Origin of the sequence: Muricoccus vinaceus (assembly GCF_042433125.1) — a bacterium.
GTDB lineage: Bacteria > Pseudomonadota > Alphaproteobacteria > Acetobacterales > Acetobacteraceae > Roseomonas > Roseomonas vinacea.
Window position 1 is genome coordinate 19,396 of sequence record NZ_JBHLVZ010000065.1, and the last position, 21,720, is coordinate 41,115.

Annotated in this window: 20 protein-coding genes; 13 read left to right on the forward strand and 7 right to left on the reverse strand. The window is 67.6% G+C overall.

What is annotated here, in order from left to right:
• The first annotated feature begins 7 nt into the window (after positions 1-7).
• The 8 genes from ACFFIC_RS18555 to ACFFIC_RS18590 all read left to right on the forward strand — a co-directional run bounded on the left by ACFFIC_RS18555 (position 8) and on the right by ACFFIC_RS18590 (position 10,743).
• Complete coding sequence (locus ACFFIC_RS18555) at positions 8-985, forward strand: IS5 family transposase (RefSeq protein WP_377053068.1); 978 nt, start codon at positions 8-10, stop codon at positions 983-985.
• 625 nt (positions 986-1,610) lie between these two features.
• Positions 1,611-2,561 carry a LysR family transcriptional regulator gene (locus ACFFIC_RS18560; RefSeq protein WP_377053070.1) on the forward strand — a complete coding sequence of 317 codons (951 nt, stop codon included), beginning with the start codon at positions 1,611-1,613 and terminating at the stop codon, positions 2,559-2,561.
• A 104-nt stretch (positions 2,562-2,665) separates the two neighbouring features.
• Positions 2,666-3,913: a CaiB/BaiF CoA transferase family protein gene (locus ACFFIC_RS18565; RefSeq protein WP_377053072.1), complete on the forward strand. Its 1,248-nt coding sequence runs from the start codon at positions 2,666-2,668 to the stop codon at positions 3,911-3,913.
• Complete coding sequence (locus ACFFIC_RS18570; protein WP_377053074.1) at positions 3,910-4,812, forward strand: hydroxymethylglutaryl-CoA lyase; 903 nt, start codon at positions 3,910-3,912, stop codon at positions 4,810-4,812. The genes ACFFIC_RS18565 and ACFFIC_RS18570 overlap by 4 nt, the downstream gene beginning before the upstream one ends.
• 76 nt (positions 4,813-4,888) lie before the next feature.
• Complete coding sequence (locus ACFFIC_RS18575) at positions 4,889-5,359, forward strand: (2Fe-2S)-binding protein (protein WP_377053076.1); 471 nt, start codon at positions 4,889-4,891, stop codon at positions 5,357-5,359.
• Positions 5,360-5,373: 14 nt separating this feature from the next.
• Entirely contained in the window at positions 5,374-7,590 is a 2,217-nt protein-coding gene (locus tag ACFFIC_RS18580; protein WP_377053078.1) for a xanthine dehydrogenase family protein molybdopterin-binding subunit, read from the forward strand.
• A 197-nt stretch (positions 7,591-7,787) separates the two neighbouring features.
• The gene (locus ACFFIC_RS18585; protein ID WP_377053080.1) at positions 7,788-9,734 is read left to right on the forward strand and encodes an aconitate hydratase; all 1,947 of its coding nucleotides are present in this window, start codon (positions 7,788-7,790) and stop codon (positions 9,732-9,734) included.
• A 22-nt stretch (positions 9,735-9,756) separates the two neighbouring features.
• Positions 9,757-10,743 carry a Bug family tripartite tricarboxylate transporter substrate binding protein gene (locus ACFFIC_RS18590; protein ID WP_377053082.1) on the forward strand — a complete coding sequence of 329 codons (987 nt, stop codon included), beginning with the start codon at positions 9,757-9,759 and terminating at the stop codon, positions 10,741-10,743.
• Positions 10,744-11,218: 475 nt separating this feature from the next.
• Here the strand turns inward: ACFFIC_RS18590 and ACFFIC_RS18595 are convergent, their stop codons facing one another.
• The 4 genes from ACFFIC_RS18595 to ACFFIC_RS18610 all read right to left on the reverse strand — a co-directional run bounded on the left by ACFFIC_RS18595 (position 11,219) and on the right by ACFFIC_RS18610 (position 15,442).
• Positions 11,219-12,184, reverse strand: a complete 966-nt coding sequence (locus ACFFIC_RS18595) for an IS5 family transposase (protein ID WP_377053084.1) — start codon at positions 12,182-12,184, stop codon at positions 11,219-11,221.
• 116 nt (positions 12,185-12,300) lie between these two features.
• Positions 12,301-13,686 carry an FAD-containing oxidoreductase gene (locus ACFFIC_RS18600; RefSeq protein WP_377053086.1) on the reverse strand — a complete coding sequence of 462 codons (1,386 nt, stop codon included), beginning with the start codon at positions 13,684-13,686 and terminating at the stop codon, positions 12,301-12,303.
• A 265-nt stretch (positions 13,687-13,951) separates the two neighbouring features.
• Complete coding sequence (locus tag ACFFIC_RS18605) at positions 13,952-14,542, reverse strand: DUF308 domain-containing protein (protein WP_377053088.1); 591 nt, start codon at positions 14,540-14,542, stop codon at positions 13,952-13,954.
• Between the two features lie 120 nt (positions 14,543-14,662).
• Complete coding sequence (locus tag ACFFIC_RS18610) at positions 14,663-15,442, reverse strand: alpha/beta fold hydrolase (RefSeq protein WP_377053090.1); 780 nt, start codon at positions 15,440-15,442, stop codon at positions 14,663-14,665.
• Positions 15,443-15,580: 138 nt separating this feature from the next.
• Here ACFFIC_RS18610 and ACFFIC_RS18615 point away from each other — a divergent pair, with 138 nt between their 5' ends.
• From ACFFIC_RS18615 to ACFFIC_RS18630, 4 genes are all read left to right on the forward strand, one after another.
• Positions 15,581-16,168 (forward strand): sigma-70 family RNA polymerase sigma factor, encoded by a 588-nt coding sequence (locus ACFFIC_RS18615; protein ID WP_377053092.1) that lies wholly within the window; start codon positions 15,581-15,583, stop codon positions 16,166-16,168.
• The gene (locus ACFFIC_RS18620) at positions 16,165-16,824 is read left to right on the forward strand and encodes an NrsF family protein (protein ID WP_377053094.1); all 660 of its coding nucleotides are present in this window, start codon (positions 16,165-16,167) and stop codon (positions 16,822-16,824) included. The genes ACFFIC_RS18615 and ACFFIC_RS18620 overlap by 4 nt, the downstream gene beginning before the upstream one ends.
• A gap of 192 nt (positions 16,825-17,016) precedes the next feature.
• On the forward strand, positions 17,017-17,316 hold the full coding sequence (locus tag ACFFIC_RS18625; RefSeq protein ID WP_377053096.1) for an SDR family NAD(P)-dependent oxidoreductase: 300 nt from the start codon (positions 17,017-17,019) through the stop codon (positions 17,314-17,316).
• Positions 17,313-17,480: a hypothetical protein gene (locus ACFFIC_RS18630; RefSeq protein WP_377053098.1), complete on the forward strand. Its 168-nt coding sequence runs from the start codon at positions 17,313-17,315 to the stop codon at positions 17,478-17,480. The genes ACFFIC_RS18625 and ACFFIC_RS18630 overlap by 4 nt, the downstream gene beginning before the upstream one ends.
• Positions 17,481-17,872: 392 nt before the next feature.
• On the opposite strand, the gene ACFFIC_RS18635 is transcribed toward ACFFIC_RS18630, so the two are convergent.
• Complete coding sequence (locus tag ACFFIC_RS18635; RefSeq protein ID WP_377053100.1) at positions 17,873-18,403, reverse strand: VOC family protein; 531 nt, start codon at positions 18,401-18,403, stop codon at positions 17,873-17,875.
• A gap of 66 nt (positions 18,404-18,469) precedes the next feature.
• Entirely contained in the window at positions 18,470-19,318 is an 849-nt protein-coding gene (locus ACFFIC_RS18640; protein ID WP_377053102.1) for an alpha/beta fold hydrolase, read from the reverse strand.
• A 288-nt stretch (positions 19,319-19,606) separates the two neighbouring features.
• Here ACFFIC_RS18640 and ACFFIC_RS18645 point away from each other — a divergent pair, with 288 nt between their 5' ends.
• Positions 19,607-20,473: a LysR family transcriptional regulator gene (locus tag ACFFIC_RS18645; protein WP_377053104.1), complete on the forward strand. Its 867-nt coding sequence runs from the start codon at positions 19,607-19,609 to the stop codon at positions 20,471-20,473.
• Between the two features lie 206 nt (positions 20,474-20,679).
• On the opposite strand, the gene ACFFIC_RS18650 is transcribed toward ACFFIC_RS18645, so the two are convergent.
• A complete protein-coding gene (locus ACFFIC_RS18650) occupies positions 20,680-21,714 on the reverse strand; it encodes an alpha/beta hydrolase (RefSeq protein WP_377053106.1) in 1,035 nt (344 codons plus the stop codon).
• Positions 21,715-21,720: the final 6 nt, after the last annotated feature.

The following is a 21,720-nucleotide window of genomic DNA, read 5'->3' on the forward strand; positions in this document are numbered from 1 at the left end:
AGCAGGAATGAGGGGCGGGCCATCCCATAAGGCGAATGCCGACCGTCGTCACCGTAGTCCGAAGCAGCGGTTCCGGGCGACGAACTGGGGTGAATACGATGCCGCCCTGCGCGGGCGTGGCAGTCTGACCGTTTGGTTCACGGAGGCGGCGATCGCGGCCTGGGAGGCGGAGCCCCGGACCACGCGGGGCGGACAGCCGCGCTATTCGGCGCTTGCGATCAGCACGGCCCTGACGCTTCGGTCCGTGTTCCGGCTGGCCTTGCGCCAGACCGAAGGTCTGATTGGCTCCATCATGGCCCTACTCGGGCTGGATCTGGCCGTGCCGGACCATAGCACGCTCAGCCGACGAGCCGAGACGCTGGAAGTGCTGCAGCCGCGGCCCGGAACCGGCTCCATACACCTGCTGGTGGACAGCACGGGGTTGAAGCTGTGCGGAGCGGGTGAGTGGCTGGTCGAGAAGCATGGGAGCAGGCCACGCCGCTCGTGGCGCAAGTTGCACATCGGTGTGGACGCTGATACCGGACGGATCGTCGCGGCCAAGTTGACGGCGCCCGATGTTGATGACGCCTCGCAGGTTGGTCCCTTACTCGATCAAGTCGCGGGCCCAATCGTCTCAGTCACAGCCGACAGTGCCTACGACCAGGACGGTGTCTACGACGAGGTCGCTGCACGGCACCCTGGTGCTGCGGTGATCGTGCCACCACGGTCTAGCGCCGTGCCAAGTGCGATGGCCGGAACGGCACCAACCCAGCGAGACCAACACCTGCAGGCCGTCGCCCAACGTGGCCGCATGGGCTCGCAGAAAGCCTCAGGCTACAACTGGCGAGGTCTGGTCGAAGCGGGTATTGCGCGCTTCAAGCGGGTCATTGGCGGCGGGCTGCGCTCGCGCACGGACGGGCGCTGCGCAACAGAGGTGGCCGTCGCTGTCAGTGTGCTGAACCGCATGCTCGAGCTGGGACGGCCGGAGTATGTCCGGCTCACGTGACCGCAGACAGGCCGATGGTGCTCCTCCGCCTTCAAGCTGGTCCATGCAACACAGTCCAGTCACGCCGCTGTCCGAGGCCTTGCCCGGCAACAGCGACGCGATCTTCTCCCAGACTATATCGCGCACCCCAAACCGCCCCTGATCCATCCTGCCACCACCCTGCTAAGGGCAGGGTTGAATCACAGCTGGGCAGCGACAGGAATCCTGGATGTCAGTGGGATCGGGCGGGTCAGTTCCCTGCCACGTTAAGACCGCAGCACAGTTGCTCACCCGCGTAGCATCTTGGACAAGACGCCGGGTTCTGAACATCGAGGGAAGCGTTCTTGAAGGCTCACACCCAGGCGTCTGCTCCACCCTCGTGAGCGGACGCAGACGCGGCATGTCTGGTTCCATCCATTCTGGCGTTGTCTGGCCGGATCCGGCCTGTCCGCTTCGGGGCGACTTCCTTGGTGCAGCGGACGCGGGCCGGGGTCGTCGCCACATCGCTCTTCACCCGGAACTGGGCCAAGGCGGAGCACCTCTTCGAGCGAACACTGGCAAAGCTTGAGGCCGCGTCGGCCCGCGTTGCCGGGGCGTATGGCTCCCCGCACGGCAGCCGTATGCTCCCGCCATTCCCGGAGCGCTCATGTCCCCAGCCCCCGTCCGCCCTGTCCGACCTGGCACGCTGCGCGGAGCCGCCCTAGCCCGGCGTCTCGACCCAACGAGCCTCCGCCTCTTCCGGGCCGCGGTGGAGGAGCGCTCCCTCGCCGCGGCGGCGGAGCGCGAGGCCATCGCCCTCTCGGCCGCGAGCCGGCGCATCGCGGAGCTGGAGGACCGCCTTGGTAGCGCCCTCCTCCGGCGCCATGACCGCGGCGTGACCCCGACGGCGGCGGGCGAGGCCCTGATGACCCACCTGGGCGGTCTGTTCGATCTTTTCGACCGGATCGGGGCGGACATGGACGCCTTCGCGGCGGGGGAGCGGGGCCATGTCCGGCTGCACGCGAACATGTCGGCCGTCTCGGGCTTCCTGCCGGAGGCGCTCGCGGGCTTCCTGCCCGGCCATTCCGGCATCCGGCTGACCCTGGAGGAGCGCTACAGCGCCGACATCCTCCGCGCGGTCGCCTCCGGGGCGGCGGATCTCGGGCTCGTCTCCGGCACGCTTCCCGCGCCCGGGCTGCACGTCACGCCGTGGCGAGAGGACCGGCTTGCCGTGGTGCTGCCGGCGGGGCACCCCCTGCTGGACCGGGTGGTGGTGGCCTTCGCCGACCTCGACGGCGTGCCCTTCGTCGGCCAGTCCGAGGAGACGGCGCTACAGAAGCTCTTCCGCGCCCGTGCCGCCGCGCAGGGGGTGACGCTGAACGAGCGGGTGAACGTCTCGGGCTTCGACGGGGTGCGGCGGATGGTGGAGGCGGGGCTGGGTGCCGCGATCCTTCCGACCACGGCGGCGCAGCCCTACGCCGCGGTGATGCGGATCGGGCTCCGCCCCCTCTCGGACTCCTGGGCTCTCCGGCCCCTTGTCATCGTGACCCGAGCGCCGTCGACGCTCTCGGCCGCGGCACGGATCCTCATCGCGCACCTGACGCGCGCGGCGGGCTGACACCTAGCCCGGCGGGCGAAACCTGCCTTGTCCGAATGCGCATGGCGCTCTGGGCGGCGGGTAGGGCAAGGATCGGGGAGAGGAAAGCCGGAGGAAGCCTCACCATGGACGTCTCTCTCACGCACATCACCGCCGCCGACCGCGCGGCGGGTGTCGGCTCCCCTCTCGCGGGGTTCCGGGTGCTCGAGCTCGGCCACTACGTCGCCGCCCCCTTCGCCGCCCGCCTTCTCGGCGACCTCGGGGCGGAGGTGATCAAGGTGGAGCCGCCAGGAGGCGACCCGGTGCGGCAGTGGGGCGCCCGTCACAAGGGCTCCGCGCCCTGGTGGAGCGTCCACGCCCGCAACAAGCGCTGTGTTACGTTGGACCTGAAGAAGCCCGGCGCGCGCGAGGTCGTGCTCGACCTTGTCCGCTCCTGCGACGCGCTGGTGGAGAACTACCGCCCCGGGCAGCTCGCGCGGATGGGGCTCACCGAGGATGCGCTGCGCGCGGCGCGGCCAGACCTCATCATCGCGCGAATCTCCGGCTACGGCCAGGATGGGCCGGACCGCGACAAGGCCGCCTTCGGCGTCATCGGCGAGGCGATCGGGGGGCTGCGGCACCTGACGAACCACGCCCCCGGCACCATGGACCTGCCGCCAGTGCGCGTCGGCGTCAGCATCGGGGATTCGGTCGCGGGGATCTATGCCGCGCTCGGGGTGGTTGCGGCCCTGCTGCGGCGGGAGCGGACGAAGCAGGGGGGCGAGGTGGATGTGGCGCTCAGCGAATCCGTTTTCTCGCTCCTCGAAGGAGCCCTGCCAGAATACGGCGCGCTCGGCAGCGTACGGCAGCCCACTGGGGGTGCCATCGCGACGGCGGCGCCTTCCAACGCCTATCGCTCCCGCGACGGGATATGGGTGCTGATCGCAGCGAACTCGGACCCGCTCTGGCGCGGGCTCGCTGGGCTCATGGGGCGGCCGGAGCTCGCCGACGACCCGCGTTTCGCCGGCAATCAGGCCCGCGTCGCCAACGCCCGCACGCTGGACGGACTGATCAACGACTGGACCTCCACGCTCGACGCCGCGGCGCTCGAGACCGCGCTGCAGGGGGGAAATATCCCGCACACCCGCGTCTTCACCGTGGCCGACATCGCTGCCGACCCGCAGATGCGCGCCCGCGGCATGGTACAGGAGGTGGAGGACGCGGTACTTGGCCCCGTCCTGCATCCCGGCGTCGTGCCCCGGGTGGACGGCACGCCGAACGCGCCGCGCTCGACCGGTCCGGCGGTGGGCGCCCACAACGAGGCGGTGCTGGGCGAGGTGCTGGGCTACGGCGCCGCGCGGATCGCGGCGCTGCGCGCGGAGGGCGTGCTGTGAGGGCCACCCTGATCGAAGTCGCGCCGCGCGACGGCTTCCAGCCCATTGCCCCCTTCATCCCGACCAACGAGAAGGTCGCCTTCGTGGAGGCCGCCCATGCCGCGGGGCTGCGCCGGATCGAGATCGGCTCCTTCGTCAACCCCAAGGCAGTGCCGCAACTCCGGGACACCGCCGAGGTGCTGCGCCGCACCGCCGGGCTGGAGGGACTGGACGCGCAGGTCCTCGTCCCCAACGCCCGCGGCGTTGCGCTCGCGCTCGAGGCAGGGGCGCGGCACATCGCCTATGTCGTGTCGGCTTCGGAGGCGCATAACCGGTCCAACGTCCGCCGTGACGTTGCCTCCTCCATCGCCGAGTACGGCGAGATCGTCTCGGGCCTGCCGGCGGGGGTGCGGCTCCGCCTGAACCTTGCGACCTCCTTCGATTGCCCGTTTGACGGCCGCATGGCAGAGGGGCTGGTCCTCTCGCGGCTTGAGGCGCTCCTCGCGCACCACGAGGACGTGGAGGTCGGGCTTTGCGACACGACAGGGCGGGCAGACCCTGACCACGTTTTCTCCCTCGCCTCCGCCTGCCTCGCGCGCTTCGGTGAGTGGACGCGCTGGGTCTTTCACGGGCACGATACCTATGGGCTCGGCCTCGCCAATGTGGCGGCGGCTTGGCGGGCGGGGATCACGGCCTTCGACGCAGCCTTCGGCGGCCTCGGCGGCTGCCCCTTCGCGCCGGGCGCCACAGGCAATGTCGCGACCGAGGACGTGGCCTGGATGTTCGCCCGCATGGGCGTCAACACGGGTGTGGACCTCGACGCGCTAGTCCGCCTCGCCGCTCGGGCCGCTTCGCTTCCCGGCGCGGCTCCAGGCGGGCGGGTGAGAGCAGCGCTGTTGGGAGCCTGCGCGACGACGTGACAATGCCCTGTCGGCGCGGCGGGTAGAGTGCATAAATAGGGGAGAAGCTCCGGAAAGGAGCAGAAGGAGACGTTCGATGACCCTGCGCTTCACGCTGAACGGCCGGGCGGTGGAGGCGGAGCTCGCCGCCCCTGACCAGCCGCTCCTCTACCTTCTGCGGGAGGAGCCCTTCGCGCTGAACGGGCCGCGCTTTGGCTGCGGCCTGGCGCAATGCGGCGCCTGCACCGTCCTCGTCGACGGGCGCGCGGTGCGCTCCTGCTCCTATCCCGCGGAGGCAGTGGAGGGGCAGCCGGTCACGACACTGGAGGGCCTCGGCACGAAGGAGAGCCCGCACCCGCTCCAGGCGGCCTTCAACGCGGAGGGGGCAGGGCAGTGCGGCTACTGCACGAACGGCATGATCATGCAGTCGGCCGACCTGCTGTCGCAGAACAAGCGGCCGAGCGAGGACGAGATCAAGGAGGCGCTGGCGCGGAACCTTTGCCGCTGCGGCGGGCACAACCGGATGGTCGCGGCGGTCGCGCGGGCCGCGGCGACGATGGCCGGCTGAGGGGGAATGGGACGATGAACGCGATCCTTCCCCGCCGCTCCCTCCTCGCGGCCGGCGCCGGCCTCTTCGTCGCGCTCGGCCTGCGCGGCGCGCCCGCGGGCGCGCAGACGAACCTTGCCGACCCGCCCGCGACCGACGTGGACGGCGTGCTCTCGATCGGCGCTGACGGCCGCTGCGCCGTGCTGACGAGCAAGACGGAGTTCGGTCAGGGCATCCGCACCGCCCTTGCCCAGATCGCCGCGGAGGAACTCGACCTGCCCTTCGAGGCCGTCGACATGCCCTTCCCCGACACCGATCGCTCGGCCGACCACGGGCTGACCGGCGGCTCCGTGACGCTGCAGGTCGTTGGGCCCCGGCTGCGCCGCGCCGCCGCGACCGCGCGCGCGGCCCTTGCCCGGATGGGCGCCGAGCGCCTCGGTGTCGGGTCCGGCGACGTCGAGACGGTGGACGGCGCCGTGCGTGTGACGGCCGCGCCCGGGCGGCAGGTGAGCTATGCGGAGCTCGTCGGCGGGCGGCGCTTCGACATCGCCATCGACCCGAACGCCAAGGTAAAGGACCGCGCCGCCTGGAAGGTCGCGGGACGGTCGCTGCCGCGCCCGGACCTGATGGACAAACTGACGGCCGGCGGCGACTTCATCCACAATGTCCGGTTGCCGGGCATGTTGCACGCCCGGGTGATCCACGCGCCCACCCTCGGCGCCGAGCCCGTTACGGTGGACGAGGGCTCGCTCGCCGGCATTCCCGCGCGGGTCGTGCGCCGGGGCGGCGTGCTAGCGGTGGTGGCGGAGCGCGAGTGGGACGCGGTGCGCGCCGCGCGCGACCTGAAGGTGACTTGGAGCGCCGGCAAGGCAATCCCCTCGATGGAGGAGGTCTACGACGTCGCGCGGCGCACGCCCGCCGTGCGGCAGGACGTGACGGTCAACCGGGGCAACCCCGAGACCGCGCTCGCCGGCGCCGCGACGACGCTGGAGGCGAGCTACGCCTTTGCCGTGCAGACCCACGGCACCATCGGCCCCTCCTGCGCCGTCGCGCAGCTCGCGGATGGCCGCCTGACCGTGCATTCCGGCACGCAGGCGCCCTTCGACCTGCGGGCGCAGATTGCGCGCGCGCTCGGGATGCCGAACGAGGCGGTGCGGGTGCTCTACCACCACTCCTCCGGCTGCTTTGGGCGGAACGGGCTCGAGGACGCGGCGTCGGAATGCGCGGTGATCGCGACGGCGATGGCGCCGCGGCCGGTGCGGCTGCAATGGATGCGCCACGACGAGCACGGCTCGGAGCCCAAGGGCCCGCCAACGGTCATGGACCTAAAGGGCGGGCTGACTGCGGAAGGCCGCATGGCCGCCTGGGATTCCCAGTCCTGGGTGCCGCACTCCACCGTCACCCTTCTCCGCACCACGGCGTCGGAGCTCCTCGAGAAGGAGGACGGCGGCGCTCCGGGCGCGGGGAACTGGCACGCCAACTCGAACCCGCCCTATGACGGCATCCCCGCTGCCAAGACGGTCGTCCACCGCATCGCGGAGACGCCGTTCCGCCCCTCCTGGATCCGCACGCCGGGTCGCGTCCAGAACTGCTTCGCGGTGGAGTGCTTCACCGACGAGCTGGCGGCCGCCGCGCGGAAGGACCCGGTGCGCTTCCGCCTCGACCACCTCTCCGATCCTCGCGGGCGCGCGGTGATCGAGGCGGCGGCGCGTGTCTCGGGCTGGGACGGGCGGCCCTCGCCGAAGGGAGAGGCCTCCGGCCCCATCCGGCGCGGGCGTGGCATCGCCTATATCCGCTACGACAACACCCGCACCTACGTCGCCTGTGTCATTGCGGCGGAGGTGAACGTCGACGACGGGACGGTCCGCGCCACCGAGGCTTGGCTCGCCCAGGATTGCGGGCAGGTCATCAACCCCGACGGCGTTCGGCAGCAGGCTGAGGGGTGCGTGGTGCAGACCCTCTCCCGCTGCCTCCGCGAGGAGATCGCCTGGGAGGGGAACCGGATCACCACCCTCGACTGGGAGAGCTACCCGCTGATCACCTTCCCCGAAGTCCCGCGCATCACGGTAGAGATCCTCGACCGGCCGGACCAGCCGATGTGGGGGGCGGGGGAGCCGGCGGCGGCGGTCATCGCGCCCGCCTTCGGCAACGCGATCTTCGACGCGACGGGGGCACGGCTGCGGCGGGCGCCCTTCACGCCGGAGCGGGTGAAGGCGGCGCTGAGCGGGGCGGCGCGGATGCCACTTCCGTAGGCTGCGGTTCGGCCGGGCGCGGTTCCGCCGCGTCCGGATCGCGCCGGCCCATGACGCGGCGCGTGGCCGTGCCAGCGCGCGAAACCTGCCTTGCCGCATCGCGCATGGCGCGCCGCGCTGCCCTGTGGTGAGAGGGCGTCAACGAGAGGCCGAGCCCCAAGTGCAGGTGCCGTCCCAGCCGGAGGAGCGCGACGACCATGGCCCTGAATCTGACTCAGAAGCTTATCTGCTCGCGCCTCGCCGAGGGCGAGCCAGTCCCAGGCGCCGAGATCGCGCTGAGGGTGGACCAGGTCCTCTTGCAGGACGTGCTCGGCGTCCTCGCGATGCTCGAGTTCGAGGCCATGGGGCTCGACCGCGTGCGCGTCGGCTTGGCGGCGCAGTATGTCGACCACAACCTCGTTCAAACCGACCACATGAACGCGGACGAGCATCTGTTCCTCCGCTCGGCCTGCCGCCGCTTCGGGGTCTGGTACTCCCGCCCCGGTAATGGCATCTCCCACCCCGTGCACTTCGCCCGCTTCGGCAAGCCCGGCGACGTGCTGGTTGGATCGGACAGCCACACGCCCGCAGCGGGGGCAATGGGCATGCTCGCCTTCGGCGCGGGCGGCGCGGACGTGGCGCTGGCCATGGCGGGGGAGCCGCTGCGGCTTCGCATGCCCCAGGTTCGCGGCATCCGCCTTACCGGCGCGTTGCCGGATTGGGTTAGCGCCAAGGACGTGGTTCTCGCCATGCTCCGCCGTCACGGCACTGAGGGCGGCACGGGCTGGATCTTCGAGTATTACGGCCCTGGCCTTGAGGGCCTCTCTGCGATGGACCGGCACGTCATCGCGAACATGGGCGCGGAGATGGGCTGCACGACGACGGTTTTCCCCGCCGACGAGGCGGTGCGTGCCTATCTAGGCGCCGAGGGGCGCGAGGCCGATTTCGTCACGCTCGCCGCCGATCCCGGTGGGGGATACGACGCGGACGAGGAACTCGACCTCTCCTCGCTCGAGCCGCTCATCGCCCTCCCGTCCTCCCCCGGCAACGTCGTCCCGGTGCGCGAGGTGGCGGGGCGCGAGATCTATCAGGCCTATGTCGGCTCCTCCGCCAACCCGGGCTACCGCGACTTCGCGGTCGTGGCGGAGATCGTCCGCGGGCGCACGGCGCACGACCGCGTCTCGCTCGACATCAACCCCTCTTCCCGCCAAGTGCTGGCGAACCTCGCGGCGGAGGGGCATGTCGCGAGCCTCGCCGCGGCGGGGGCGCGGCTGCACCAGGCCGGCTGCAACGGCTGCATCGGCATGGGCCAAGCGCCGGCAACGGGGCGCATTTCGCTCCGCACCGTGCCGCGCAACTTCCCCGGCCGCTCCGGCACGCGGGAGGACAGCGTCTACCTCTGCTCGCCCGAGACCGCGGCCGCCTCGGCCCTCACGGGCGTCATCACCGACCCGCGGACGCTCGGCATGTCCTGCCCGCGAGTCGTCCAGCCGGCACAGCCTACGGAGGCCGTGGCCATGCTCCTCCCCCCAATGCCGGCGGCAGAATCCAAAGTCGTGCCGCTCGAGAAAACGGAAAACATTGCCTCCATCCCCGACCTCGACCCCGTGCCCGACGCGCTCGTCGTTCCGGTCGGCCTCAAGGTCGGCGACGATATCTCGACCGACGACGTCGTGCCCGCCGGCAACCGCGCTATGCCCTACTGGAGCAACATCCCCCGCCTTGGCGGCTTCGTGTACGAGGGGGTGGACGCCGGCTACCCGGACCGCGCCCGGGCCTCCCTCGCCGCTGGCGGCCATGCCATCATCGCCGGCAGCAACTACGGCCAGGGATCAAGCCGGGAGAACGCCGCACTCGCCCCGCGCCACCTCGGGCTGCGCGTGGTTCTCGCCCGCTCCTTTGCGCGCATCCACTGGCAGAACCTGATCAACTTCGGCGTCGTCCCGCTGACCTTCGCCGATCCCTCGGACTACGACCGGCTGGGGCAGGGCGAGGTACTCCGCTTCGAAGGGCTGCACGCTGCCCTGCGCGCCGGGCCAGAGGTGACCGCGCAACGTGCGGACGGCAGCCCGCTTCGTCTGCGCCACACCCTCTCGCCGCGGCAGGTGGAGCTGCTGCTCGCGGGCGGCGTCATCAACTGGCTGCGCGACCGGCTCGCGGCCTGACGGTTCCAGGGAAAAGACGAACGTGACAACTCTTACCCGCCGCTGCCTTGGCCGCATGCTCGGCCTCGGCGCAGCTGGCATTGCGGCGCCTGCCCGCGCGCAGGGTGCTTGGCCGAATCGCCCGGTGCGGCTGATCGTGCCCTTCGGCCCAGGTGGCGCGGCGGACACGCTCGCCCGCGTCATCGCCCAACCTTTCGCCCAGGTCGCCAGCAGCGGGTCGCTCGTGGTCGAGAACCGCTCGGGCGGGGGCGGCACCATCGGGGGCAGCGCGGTCGCGACGGCGCGGCCCGACGGCTACAACCTCATGCTCGCAGATATGGGGCCGAACGCGGTGGGCAAGGAGCTCATTCCCGCGCTCTCCTACGAGCCGCTGCGGGCCTTCACGCCTATTATCCACCTCGTGAACCTGCCGCTCGTGCTCATCACCCGGGCGGACCTCGGCGTGTCCGACGTGCCCGCGCTGATCGCCCTCGCGAAGTCGCGGCGCCAGCCGCTGACCTACGCGGCGCCTTCGGTCGGCCATCCCACGCACCTTGCGGACGAGCTGTTTCTCTCCCAGGCCGGCGCGCGGTCGGAGCCGGTGCAGTACCGAAGCGGCGCGGAGGTGCTTCGCGCGCTTGTTGCCAAGGAGACGGACTGGGCGATCATCTCGCTTTCCTCCGCGCTTCCTTTCATCAAGGAAGGCAAAGTGAAGGCGCTCGGCGTCGCGAACCCGGCGCCAATCGCCGCGTTGCCGGGCGTGCCGCCCATCGCCGCGACCCTGCCGGGCTTCGAGGCAACCACCTGGCACGGCATCGCCGGTCCCGCGGGCATAGCGCCCGAACTGGCGATGCGGATCAACGAGGTCTTCAACGCCATTCTGGAGCGTCCGGACGTGCGCGAGACGCTTGTGCGCACACAGGGCGCCGAGTTCGTGGGCGGCACTACGGAAGCCTTCGCGGCCTTCGTGCGGCGCGAGGCGGAGCGCTGGGTGCCGATCATCCGGGCCGCGAACATCCGGGCCGAATAGCCGTGAGAGGCTGGCACAGCTGTCGTCCTGTTCACAGCGAGCGACGACCATCGTCGGCTGCATCGGTCACGTCGGGTAGCCAAACCCCGGCCTGGACTGCCATTGGCATCGGCAAGTTGAGGGGCGTTGGTCGGAATGAACGGGCCGGGGCAGTCTGCTGGGATGACGGCAGATCCGGTACCGGCACGGTCGGACCAAGGCTTTCCGAACCTGGCGGCAGGAAATCTGTTTTCAAACGGCATCATGATCCTGCCGCATCCTCAATTATGCGGACGAACTTGGAAGTTCGTCCGCAGCAGGTGAGCCGCCATTCGCTGACCGTCATGACGCATGCGCTTGCCGTTGGCCTCTCCTGAGAGATCGAAGCGGAAGGCCTAGAGTCGGCAGAATTTCAATCCTCTTGATGAGGAGCTCTATGCCGCCGTGTTGCATGGGTCGGCGGCATAGGCGTGCTGGCCCCTACCCGCGTCTGGGGTCACGCGGTGCGGACATACTCCGGCCGTCCGAGCTCAAGCATGTGGTTCAGCACCCTGGCGGCGATGGCCACCTCGGTCGCTTGTCGCCCGTCTGTTTGCGATCGTAGCCCGTCACCGATGACGCGCTTCCATCTCGAGACGTCGGCCTCCACCAGAGCACGCCAGTTGTACCCCGAGGTGCTCTGCCAACCCATGCGGCCGCGCTCGGCGATGCATCGGAGATGCGCGTCCCGCTGCGTCGGCGCGGACTGCGCGGCTCCGCTTGGCACAGCACTCGCGCGGGGTGGTACAACCACAGCCGCACCGGGGTGGTGCGCCGCGACCGCGGCATAGACGTCCTCCCGGTCGTAGGCGCCGTCGCCGGTGAAGGAGGCCACGGAACCACCGGCCCGCTCGAGCAAGGGGCCGACCTGCGATCCGTCATCAGCATCCCTGCCGGCCAGCACCGAGGCGGCGATCTCGCCCGTGTCGGCGTCCGTGGCGAGGTGGAGCATCTTCCAGGCCCGGCGGCGCTTGCTGCCATGCTTCTCTTCCAGCCATCCGCCGGGACCGCACAGCCGCAATCCTGTGCTGTCCACCAGAAGGTGCACTGGCTCGCTGCCCGTCTTCGGCCGCAGCACCTCCAGCGTCTCCGCCCGACGGCTGAGGGTGGAGTGGTCTGGCACCGCCAGATCAAGACCGAGCAGCTGCAAGATGGAGCCGATCAAACCCTCGGTCTGACGCAGCGCCAGGCGGAACACAGCACGCAACGTCAGGGCGGTTGCGATCGCCAGATCCGAGTACTTCGCCTGGTCGCCCCGGCCGCTGCGCGCCTCAGCTTGCCACCCCTCGATCGCCTCTGCCGTGAACCACACGGTGAGACTGCCGCGGGCGCGCAGGCCGGCGTCGTACTCAGCCCAGTTGGTTACCCTCTGGCGCTGTTTGGGGATGCGGTGCCGGCGGTCAGCGTTGGCCTTGAAAGGCATCGTGGGCGTCCCTCATGGTCCGAGAGATCGTCCCTGTGCCAGCCTACTCCAAGGCGCCCGATCGGGCGACCCGTGCAACAAGATGCACTCACGTGGTAACTCACGCGAACATAGGTTCAGCCGTCCGTCGGCTTCAGGTCGAGGAGGACAGTAGGGATCAACTCCGACACCGTAGGATGGATGGGGACCGCCCACCGCAGCGTGCCAAGGGGCTGATCCGCGTTCATCATGTCAAGGATGCCGTGGATTGCTTCGTCGCCACCGGTCCCGAGGATCGCTGCACCCAAGATACGCTGCGTGTCGGCATCAGCCGTGATCTTCATGAAGCCGAGTGTTTCGCCCTTCTCGACAGCACGTCCGACGCGGGTCATGGCTCGTCTCGAGCTAAGCAGCCGGCGTCCACTCTTCACTGCCTCGGCTTCGGTCATTCCGATCCGACCGAGCGGTGGATCGATATAAAGAGCATAGCCGGTTAGCCGCTGGCTGACGCGGCGATCCTCTCCGTCGAGCAGGTTGGCAGCGACGATCTCATAATCGTTGTAGGCCGTGTGGGTGAACGCCCCTTGCCCGTTGCAGTCGCCAAGGGCGTAAACGCCGGGCACATTCGTCTGTAGTTGATCGTCGACCACAACATAGCCGCGACCATCCGTCGTAATGCCAGCCGCTTGGAGCCCCAGGTCGTCCGTATTAGGCCGCCGCCCGACCGCCAGTAGCACATGGCTACCGATCACCGGCGCGCTGGTCTCCTCGCAATCGACCGACACCGCTATGTCGGCACCTGCCGAGGCGAAGCCGATGCAGTTCGCACCCGTGCGCACCGTGATACCTTCAAGTTCAAGGATTGTGCGCACCTCATGCGAGATGTCCGGATCTTCTCGCGCGATCAACCGGTCCGAACGTTCGACGATCGTGACCTCAGCCCCAAAGCGCCGGAAGATCTGCGCGAATTCCAGACCGATGTAGCTCCCGCCAACGACGACGAGGTGTCGCGGCAGCACGTCGAGCGCCACCATATCCGTGTTGGTGAGGACGGTAATGTCCTTGATGCCGGGCATATCGGGAACGAGAGGGCGGCCACCCACGTTGATGAAGATGCGGGGCGCGGTCAGATGTTCGCTGTCAACCTCGACAATGTTAGGTCCGACAAATCGTCCATGACCACGGAGCAGCTCGACGTTGGGCATGCTGGCGAGCCAAGTCTCGTTGCCGGCCCGCGAGTCCAGTATCACCTGTCGGGCTCTTGCTGCCACGGCCCGCATATCGACCTGCACCGGCCCGGCGACCGAGAACCCATACTCGGCACCCCGCCGCGCCGTATGCGCGGCATACGCGCTTGCTACCAGTGTCTTGGTCGGTTTGCATCCGGTGTTGACGCAGGTGCCACCGACCAAGTGTCGCTCAATGATCGCCACCTTCATGCCGGCATCGTTGAGCCGGCCGGCTAGCGACGGGCCTGCTTGGCCTGCGCCGATGATGATCGCGTCGAAGGCGCGCGCGCTCATCGGAGATCAGCCGATGCGGCCGGATTACGGGTGCAAGTAGATCCCCCTGCGATGGTTGAGGGGGCGTCGATGGTGAGCTTCATCTCGGTATTCTCCTGCATCAGGGTAGGAAAGAGCTCGACCCTTCATCAAGCACACGAGCCGACCGTTCACTGTTGGAAGAAGTGGACGCTGCCGCCAAGGCGTTGGCGGCAGCGTACTCGGCAACGCCATGAGCTATGCAAGGGAGGCCAGACACGCCCTCCCTGAGCATCCTGGATGCCGCTCAGCCCGCCGGGTGCAGCGTGCCCTTGCGGGCATCGCTGACCGTCAGCCAGATCGCTGCAACTAGGAAGTAAAACGCGCCGAAGGCAGCGTAGGGGGCAACTGTGGTGATGCCGACCGGCTCGGGCCCATTGGCCATTCTGACAAACAGGAAGCCGGCCAAGGCGGACTGCGCACCGCTGAGGATCATTGCCCATTGAGCGCCAGTAGATGTCCAGCGGTGGATTGCGGTCGCAAGCTGGAAGAGACCGGCAAACCCGGCCCAGATGCCGAAGACCACGAGGACGCTGTTCATGCCGTAGCCGAGTGCGACGGCGACAGCGATTGCCGTGATGGTGCTGACGACGACGTTCAGCAGCTGCGTCTTGTTGCGACCGAGGCCTCCACTGCGTTGAGCATCGACGAAATTGGCGATCGCGTCCCAGCCCGGATAACCGACCAGCATGATGGCGGCCAACATCGGAGCCGTTTTGGCAGCGCCAAAAGCCACTGCCACCCACGCCGCCGAAAAGGCAAAACGAATGAAGTAATAGCGCTTCAGCCACCCCGAGATAGGCTGACCTGAGTACCCGTTAAGCATTGCTGCTGACATGTGGAGCCTCGACCTGAGTTCGGCCACCTTCTATAAGGTGGGCCTATGTGAGCCATCGTGACTGATGGGATCGACGTGACAGGATGACCTCCTCCCATCTCGACCCCGCTACAGTAGGTCCTACCTCGTCCGACCGGCCGCCTGGAGGATCAGGTTAGCAATGGCCTCCGGCTGCGAGATCATGGGCAGATGGCCAGAGTCCACCTCGATAGTGGTGGCGTTCATCCGCTGGGCGAAGAAGCGTTCGAGATCGGGCGATATCGTCAGGTCCTGCTTTGCAACGGCATAGAAAGTCGGCTTGCCATGCCAGGCTGCGGCCGTCGTGCGAGTCGTGAACGTTGAGGTCGCGGTCGGCTGCTGCACCGCGAACAGGATTTTTGCCTGTGCCGTCGGGAGATCGCTCGCAAAGTATTGGGTGAAGGCCTCTTCGCTCAGCGTAGTCAGGCCGTCATGAGTGACCAGGCCCGAGCGCGCCGGCGCCGCAGGGAACCTGGCATTGACGGCGGCGACATCCTCGTCGGCATCGGGCGCGCGCGCGGCGACGTAGACGAGGGCCGACACATTGGCGGCGGTGCCGGTATCGCTGATGATCGTTCCTCCGTACGAATGGCCGACCAGCACCGTGGGACCGTCCTGCAATGCCAGTACGCGGCGTGTTTCGGCATCGGCCGCAGCGAGCGAAGTCAACGGGTTCTGTACTGCCGTCACATGGAGGCCGGCAGCCTGAAGGATGGGGATGACCTTCTCCCAACTTGATCCGTCGGCCCACGCGCCGTGCACGAGCACGACATTGTGGGCCGGCACAGGGGGATTGCTCGACTGGGCATGCGCCGAAAAGCTGGTGACGGCGCCCGCGATGAGGCTAAAAGCCGCTGCGGCGAGTGTTTTCTGCATCGTCATTTCGGGTCCTCGGTCAAGATGACGTTTCGAAGCAGCATGCTTCAATGAGGCTTTCGAGGCAGGCGGGGAGAACGCAACACATGACCCATGCGAGCCCTGCATGGCTATCATTCTCGCGGCGCCGTTAAGGATCCTGGCATGCCCACCGAACACATTGACGCAGGTACGCGCGAAGGGCGGTGGGCGGAGGCGATGCGTGCGGAGCGCCGAGGCGATGCTCTGGCTTATGAGCGCCTGCTCAAGGAGGTCGCTGTCATATTGCGCCGGCTGATCCACTCACGTCTGGGAAGATTTGGCCTGCGCGTGGATGAGACGGAGGATGTGGTGCAAGAAATTCTGATCGGCTTGCATGGCAAGCGCCATACCTGGGACGACACACGGCCGATCATGCCGTGGCTCTACACCATCACCCGCTACAAGTTTATCGACACGGCCCGCCGCCTGCGCCGTGAGGCCGCGCGGCACGTGGATATTACGATTGAGGAGATGGCGGAGATCTTCGCGGCGCCGAGTGAGGAGGCCGACCGCACCATGAGCGACATCGATCGCCACCTGACTGATCTGCCATCGAGTCAACGGCAGGTGGTGCAGGCGCTTGGCGTCGACGGTGCCACCGTTCGCGCCACCGCCGAACGGCTTCACACGAGTGAGGGCTCAGTGCATGTGCTTTACCATCGCGCCCTCAAACGCCTGATGGCGAAGGCCCGTCAGGACGACATCCGATGAAAAGAGAGGAGGAAGTGGCAATTGCGGCGCGGACCGATGGTCTGATTGACCGCCTTGCGGCCCAGGCTGGTCGCAGTCGATTGGGCGGTCCACTCACCTTCAAGGTGGCCCTTGTGGCTGCGGCTTTGGCGTCGCTTGGCCTCTCCGTCGCACTCGTGTTGGCGTGGATCGGCGCTCGGCCCGACCTTGCGATGCGAGGCGTGCCCTTCGCCTACAAGATCGCAAGCATGCTAGCCTTGGGTCTGGCTGGTCTAGCTCTGGCCTGCCGCGCCGCTTTGCCGGGCCGCGGCAAGCTGACAGCCACCCCGTTCCTGCCCGCCGTGCTCATCCTTGCCTTTCGCGCTGCCACCGACCGTTCGGGCCTCTCCGCCCTGGGGAGCTCGGACATCTCAGCAGGTGGATGCGTGCTGACGATTCTAGGCGCGTCCCTGCCGCCGCTGATCATCCTGTTTGGTGTGATGCGGATGGGCGCGGTTACCCGTCCAGTGGCGGCAGGGGCCATTGTCGGCGCTCTGTCCGGGTCACTGGGTGCCATCGCCTATGCGCTAGCCTGCAAGAACGACGCGGGATTGTTCGTTGCCATTTGGTACCCGCTTGCCGTTATGCTTACGGCTGCCGTGGGTGCCATTACCGGCAAACGCGCGCTCACCTGGTAAGGCAAGAAGCCGGCAACGGGATCGATGGCCGGATTGCAGGAGAAGGCCGCTCTCGTGCTCAGTGGCATCCGTGGCGTCGGGGCGGCGATCGTGCGGCAGCTCCCCGAGGGCGGGGCGAGGGTGACCTTCGCCCATGCCGGATAGCGGGAGGCAGCAGAGCGGCTGGCGGGGGAGACGGCCGCGAGGGTGGAGATGACGGACAGCGCGAACCCGAACGCGGTGATCGCGCGGGGGCGGGAGGGTAGGGCGCTGGACCTGCTGGTGGTGAACGCGCGCATACCCATCTTAGGCGATCCGCTAGAGCGGGACGCGGATGAGGTGGACCGGATGGTTCGCTCCAATGTCGGGGCCAATCTCGGGTTCCCCGGCAGTGCGGCCTACTCGACGACGAAGTCGGCGGTGCGAGGCAAAGTGCGCGGGCTGACGCGGGACTTCGGGCAGCGCGGGATTACGGTGAACGCGGTGCAGCCGGGTTCGTGGATACGGACATGAACCCGGCAGGCCGGCCGCTGAGGGATATGCTTCGCGGCCTAATGTCCATCAAGCGGCACGAGCGCCTGTGGGAGATCGCGGCGCCGTTAGCCTGGGTGGCGAGGCTAGAAGCGGGCTTCGTGACCGGCGCCATGCACACCATCGACGGCGGCGTCGCGGCCTGAGCCGCCAGGATCCCCCGGGCAGCGCCGGCCAGGGCAGCAAGGGCTACGTCCGGCTTCTCGCGCTCTCCCCCAACATTTCGCCGCCCAATGTCGCTTTCGGAGATGCGAAGCGGCAACAAGCTCTCATCCTCCTTCAGCATCCAGATCCAACGCTCGACCTTGGTCATCAGAAGGCGTGATCGGTGGCCTAGACCGGAGCGCGTCGGAGGACTGGACAGGTTCCGGGATCTGGGTGATGTGCCGTGAAGTGAGCAAGCGCTGCCCCCATTCGGTCTGGCTCCGCACGGCGGCGAGGGTGTCGCTGAAGGTTGAGCCCGGCTTGTGGGGTAAGGACCACTCCAGCGTCGGCTTCGCTACGACTTAACCGATGCGGATCCCTTTTCGCGCCCTGCTCAGTCCTCGTCCTGCCACCTGCGGAGATCCGTCTGGTCATGGTAGGCCATGCGGTCCGGCGTGGTGATGAACTCCATCGTCGTGCCCCACGGCATGCGGCAATAGCAGACCTTGTTCCCAGGTCCCTTCTCGGTTGCATAAGGAATAGAGCGTGGTGCGGTGAGAGGAGTGCCTCCGGCCCTCTCGAAGCGCTCGACCGATGCCTCGATGTCGTCAGTGTAGAGACCGAAGTGCGTGATGCCGAAGTCGCTCGCCCGGACCGGCTGGGCTTGCTCGGGGCCGTGCATTTCGAAGAGTTCGATGTCAGGTCCGGTGCCGATTTTCACCATCGCCTGCGCACGCACGACCGTTCCGGGGAAAGCGCCGACGGCCCGCTCGAATTCGGGTCCCTGCCGCGCAGGATCCGGCGGTCCGAAGGACTGATAGATCACCTGGCCGCCGAAAGCTTCCACCAGAAACAATTTCGCTGCTTCGATGTCAGGCACCGTGATGCCGATATGATTGACGCCGCGGATGATGGGTGCGGTCATGACAGTCTCCATCCTTGTTTAGTTGATCCGCCCAGCCAACGACAACGCGGGCGCGGGCGCGGAGCGTTAACTGACGTTGAGGAATTCGATCAGAGCGGCCGCGACATCATCCGGCCGCTCGTCCACAACATAGTGACTGCACCGCGCGATCGAGCCGCCCGTCACATTGGTGGCGAACTCCTTGAGCATCGGCACCATCTGCGCGCCGAAGCGCTGGTCCCCACCCAGGCCAAGCACCGGTATGTCAAGCGGCTGCTTCTTGTATTCGAGCGCGGCCGCATGATCGGCGGCGAGGGTACGATACCATTCCAGGCCGCCGCGCGTGCGGCCAGGAAGCGCCATCGCTCTCGCGTAGATCTCGATGTTCGCTAGATTGAAGGTGCTGTGATCGTAGAACCGCTCGGCCATGAAGGCCGAAACATAGTCGTATTCACGGCCATGGATCAGGCGCTCGGGCAGATCCCGGTTCTTGTGGAAGCTGAAGTGCCAGAGCCTGGCGGTCGTCGCCTCCCATTCGGTCCAGCCGGGAAGCGGAACGTCGAGGACGACTAGGTGGGTAATAGCCTCGCGATAAATGGCGGCCTGCGGCAAGGCGACCATTCCGCCGATGTCATGGCCGCACACGGCGTAGCGTTCATGCCCAAGGGCAACCATGACATCGTGCGCGTCGCGCGCCATTGTCGCCTTGTCATAGCCGTTGGGCGGGCAGTCGGAAAAGCCCGCGCCGCGCAGATCCATGGCCACCACGCTGAAATGCTCGGCCAGCAGCGGCATTACATTGTGCCATTCCCACCATGTTTCCGGCCAGCCGTGAAGCAGAAGGATCGGCGGCCCTGAGCCTCCCGTGACAGCGTTGATCTTGATGCCGTTTACCGGCACCAGCTGCTGGGTAAACCCCTTCAAAGTTGCGAACATAATCGTGTTCCAGTCAGATGTTGACGTTCAAACCGAGCTATCGAAGTCTTCGTTGCGAGCACCGGAGCGAACCGCCGCGTTCTGCGACCGCTCAACAAAGTCTCGCTGTTCTGTCCGGACGAGCTTCCTTGGACTCCACGGCTAAGCTCACGTTTCCTCCACCTAAGCCACCGCCCTTGTGGGTTCCGCAAATCCGCAGAAGGACTTGCTTCCAGACGATAGCGGAAATCTGGATGCTTAGATTTGTTCTTCAAATGACAAGACTGTACTCTCGGCGTTCAGTTCTGGGTGGGTGTCGCGATGGAATGGAGTGACGTCAAAATCTTTCTTGCTATTGCACGATCCGGCACACTCGGCGGCGCCGCGCGTTCTCTTCAGACAAGCCATCCGACCGTCGGCAGGCGTCTGCGCGCACTTGAGCAGGCGATCGGTCACACGCTTTTCCAGCGGACTGCGGACGGCCTTGTGCTAACCGAAGAGGGCCACGGGATCATCGCGCTGGCGGAGCAGATGGAAGCAGGCGCGCTGGCCATGGAGCGGCGGCTTGCGGGGCAGGAGCAGAACCTCAACGGCAATCTACGCATTTCATCAACGGACTGGTTTGGGGCGTATGTCCTGTCTCCCATCCTAGCGGATTTCGCGAACGCCTACCCCAATGTCGACATCGAAATTCTAACGGGCACGCGCCGGTTCAGCCTCGCTCAGCGGGAGGCCGACGTCGCTTTTCGTAGCGTGCCGTTCGACACTGCGGATATCGTTCAGCGGCGGCTCGTCAGGCTCGAATACGGCGCCTACATCGCCGAGGAGGCGCCTGATCCTAAATATGGCGATGGGACTGGTTCCCGGCTGATCACCCCATCGTCGGGCCACTTCCCTGACATCGCGTGGCTCATCGAGAGTTTCCCCAACGCAAGACCGGTCCTGCGGTCGAACAACCGCAACGTCCAGGGGCGTATGTGCAGGCAAGGCGTCGGCATCGCTGTCCTGCCCCGCGTGGTCGGCAATCAGATCCCGGGTATCCGCAGACTGGAACTGCCGACGCTGCCACCAGCACGAGACATCTGGATGGGATACCACCGGGATCTCCGGCGCCTTCAGCGTCTTCGTGCATTTATCACGACCGTATCGGACCACCTCGCAAACGCGACCGCATGATGTGCGGCCCGGATAGGCCGAACTCTGCCCGCACGACGAGGTCGGTGAGCCGGTACTTGGTCATTGGCGGCATCAACGCCTCCCACCCCAGCGCGCCGCCGCAGGAGGAAAGGCCGGCTAGGTCGAATTCACAAGGCCAGCCGCTCCATCCTACGGCACACGGGGTAGCACTGTCAGACATGGAACGATCGAGTACCGGCGTTCGTCTACGGTACTGGCGGCAGCGGCGTCGGTTGAGCCAGCTCGCCTTCGATCTTCCGCTGCAGCCACCACAGCACCGGGGCGAGAGCTTCGTCCGAATTCTTCTCGTAGATCAGGCCGTGGCCGTTGCCGTACACGCCGTGATCGGGCAGGTGCAGCAGCTCCGCCGAGGCGCCCGCGGCGTTGAGGAAATCCGCCGTGGGCGGGCTCGCCGCTGCGAAGGCGGAGGCTTCCGCGGTAACGATGAGGATCGGCAGCTCGGCCAGGGCGGGAAGCCGCAGCGTCCCGGGCACTGCGTCGCGCACCACCTGCGGGTCGGTTACGGGCGGATCGAAGCGCATCGCCGCCGCCGTGGCACCCCAGCGCATCGGCCCGATGTTCGGAATCACGGCAAAGGGCGGTCCCATCGGCTCGATCGCCGCGATGGCCTTCACCAGCTGCGGTCGGCGATCCGCCACCAGCCAGCCATCCGGCCCCGAGGCGGAGTGGGTGATCAGGATGGCAGGCCCGATACGGTCCAGCAGCGCCGCGGTGCGGTCGGCGTCCATTGTTTCTGAGGCTTCGAGATCGTCCGGCAGCGGGCCATAGCCGGCGATGAACTCGTCCATGGCCGCCTCGTCGTCGTGGGCGAACGGCCACTGGGTGTGGCGTAGATCGTTGCCCGGGAAATAGATCTGCCGGCCACCCTCGTAGGAGAAGGGCGGCCCCATCGGCCCGGTCGTCACGACGTGCAGGGGCGATCGGCCGTGACCAGGCCGGTCGATGATCAGCACCGCGTAGCCGGCCTCGACCAGCCGCTGGGCCCAGCCCGGACGCCCATCGGGCGTGTCCAGCCACTCGGTGCCCTGGAAGCCGCCGCCGTGCATCAGGACGACCGGCCAGCGGCGGGTCACCTGCTCGGGCGCTTCCCACTCCACGAACATCGGCCCGCGCTGATAGGTCCTGCCGCTGATTGAGACGCGCTCACCCGGAACCCAGAAATGGCCGCGTCGAACGGTGCGGGCCGGCGACGACGTCCAGGGTGCGTAGGGCGTGCTCATGCTGAT

Bases quoted from the DNA above. Each gene is read 5' to 3' on its own strand.
- ACFFIC_RS18615 (WP_377053092.1), top strand. From the start codon at position 15,581: ATGCCCACCGAACACATTGACGCAGGTACGCGCGAAGGGCGGTGGGCG.
- ACFFIC_RS18600 (WP_377053086.1), bottom strand. From the start codon at position 13,686: ATGAGCGCGCGCGCCTTCGACGCGATCATCATCGGCGCAGGCCAAGCA.
- ACFFIC_RS18565 (WP_377053072.1), top strand. From the start codon at position 2,666: ATGGACGTCTCTCTCACGCACATCACCGCCGCCGACCGCGCGGCGGGT.
- ACFFIC_RS18555 (WP_377053068.1), top strand. From the start codon at position 8: ATGAGGGGCGGGCCATCCCATAAGGCGAATGCCGACCGTCGTCACCGT.
- ACFFIC_RS18605 (WP_377053088.1), bottom strand. From the start codon at position 14,542: ATGTCAGCAGCAATGCTTAACGGGTACTCAGGTCAGCCTATCTCGGGG.
- ACFFIC_RS18625 (WP_377053096.1), top strand. From the start codon at position 17,017: ATGACGGACAGCGCGAACCCGAACGCGGTGATCGCGCGGGGGCGGGAG.
- ACFFIC_RS18635 (WP_377053100.1), bottom strand. From the start codon at position 18,403: ATGACCGCACCCATCATCCGCGGCGTCAATCATATCGGCATCACGGTG.
- ACFFIC_RS18575 (WP_377053076.1), top strand. From the start codon at position 4,889: ATGACCCTGCGCTTCACGCTGAACGGCCGGGCGGTGGAGGCGGAGCTC.
- ACFFIC_RS18610 (WP_377053090.1), bottom strand. From the start codon at position 15,442: ATGACGATGCAGAAAACACTCGCCGCAGCGGCTTTTAGCCTCATCGCG.
- ACFFIC_RS18595 (WP_377053084.1), bottom strand. From the start codon at position 12,184: ATGCCTTTCAAGGCCAACGCTGACCGCCGGCACCGCATCCCCAAACAG.
- ACFFIC_RS18640 (WP_377053102.1), bottom strand. From the start codon at position 19,318: ATGTTCGCAACTTTGAAGGGGTTTACCCAGCAGCTGGTGCCGGTAAAC.
- ACFFIC_RS18560 (WP_377053070.1), top strand. From the start codon at position 1,611: ATGTCCCCAGCCCCCGTCCGCCCTGTCCGACCTGGCACGCTGCGCGGA.
- ACFFIC_RS18630 (WP_377053098.1), top strand. From the start codon at position 17,313: ATGAACCCGGCAGGCCGGCCGCTGAGGGATATGCTTCGCGGCCTAATG.
- ACFFIC_RS18620 (WP_377053094.1), top strand. From the start codon at position 16,165: ATGAAAAGAGAGGAGGAAGTGGCAATTGCGGCGCGGACCGATGGTCTG.
- ACFFIC_RS18580 (WP_377053078.1), top strand. From the start codon at position 5,374: ATGAACGCGATCCTTCCCCGCCGCTCCCTCCTCGCGGCCGGCGCCGGC.
- ACFFIC_RS18650 (WP_377053106.1), bottom strand. From the start codon at position 21,714: ATGAGCACGCCCTACGCACCCTGGACGTCGTCGCCGGCCCGCACCGTT.
- ACFFIC_RS18585 (WP_377053080.1), top strand. From the start codon at position 7,788: ATGGCCCTGAATCTGACTCAGAAGCTTATCTGCTCGCGCCTCGCCGAG.